Source organism: Alteromonas sp. R7, assembly GCF_055755235.1.
Genome location: NZ_JBVTQX010000023.1, coordinates 1 through 1301 on the forward strand (window position 1 = coordinate 1; position 1301 = coordinate 1301).

Consider the following 1301-nt stretch of genomic DNA (forward strand, 5'->3'; position numbering starts at 1 on the left):
AGGCTCTTCATCATTAACGGGGGACATCCGCATTCATTAAACTGATTTTGCGAAGAATCATTTAATGGAGAGTACAGATGTCCCACGCAGGTACTATTTTAGGCATAAGTGAGTTAGAAATTGAACGTGTTCATCGACATGATTTTATTGAAGTGTGGGCAAAGCCTACTAAAAAGCCACTATGCAAGCATTGCGAGAGTCGACATTTACGCATAAAAGCCACACATAAGCGCACTGTAAAGCACACGCGTCAAGGTAATCAGGTGCTAACGCTACATTTAAAGGTGCCTAAATATCATTGTCGGTGCTGTGGCCGTTATTTCAGGCATCCTTTTGTTGGGATCCGGCCACGCTACCGGGCGTCGGAGTGCTTTCGCTTGGAAGTCTTTGAGGCGCACCACGGCGGTGTTACGCAGCGTGGTATCTCACGCACACATCGCATTAGTCCGACTACGGTAGAGCGTTGGTACCAATCTCACATCAGCCAAAAATATAAAGAGATTATCAGTCGCCCCTGTCCCGAGATGTTAGGCATAGACGAACACTTTTTCACGCGCAAAAAGGGCTACGCCACTACGTTAGTGGATTTACGTAACCGCAGCGTTTTTGATGTGAAGCTGGGGCGTTCTGAGCTGAGCTTGCGCAGCTATCTACGTCATTTACCTGGTAAAGAAAACGTGCGACTCATCGCTATGGATTTGTCCGAAACGTATCGCAGCATTGCTAACAAGTATTTTCCTAACGCGACAATCGTCGCTGACCGCTTTCATGTCGTGCGATTGATAAACCATCATTTTTTGAAAGCATGGCAAATACAGCACCCCGAGGGACGAAAGAACCGTGGCTTACTGAGTTTAATGCGGCGGCATCAATGGCGACTGAACGAAGATAACAGAGCAAACTTGGACCGTTACTTGGCGAACTACCCCGTCCTACGCGCATTGTATATAACGAAACAAAGGCTTATCCGTTTCGTGCTGATGAAAACGATGAACCAAAATCGGATGGAGAAGAAATTACCTCAATTCTTAGAGTTACTCGCACAGCTGCATCAAAGCCCACTTAAAGCCTTAGCGAAGACACTGACATCCTGGTTACAACCAATAGTGGCCATGTGGCGCTTTACACGAAACAACGGGATCACTGAAGGCTTCCACAACAAAATGGAAATGATATCGAGAAGAGCGTATGGTTTTAGAAACTTTGATAATTATCGAATAAGAGTGATGACCCATTGTGGATGGGATGGTGTTATCAATCGTGTAAGGTGAATGCTGATCCCCCGTTTATGGGGTAGAGCC

General features: G+C 46.1%; 1 protein-coding gene. It reads left to right on the forward strand.

Annotation, left to right across the window (positions count from 1 at the left end; all coding sequences use genetic code 11):
* Positions 1-77 precede the first annotated feature (77 nt).
* Positions 78-1271 carry an ISL3 family transposase gene (locus tag AC0J2X_RS19725; protein WP_338851651.1) on the forward strand — a complete coding sequence of 398 codons (1194 nt, stop codon included), beginning with the start codon at positions 78-80 and terminating at the stop codon, positions 1269-1271.
* Positions 1272-1301 lie beyond the last annotated feature (30 nt).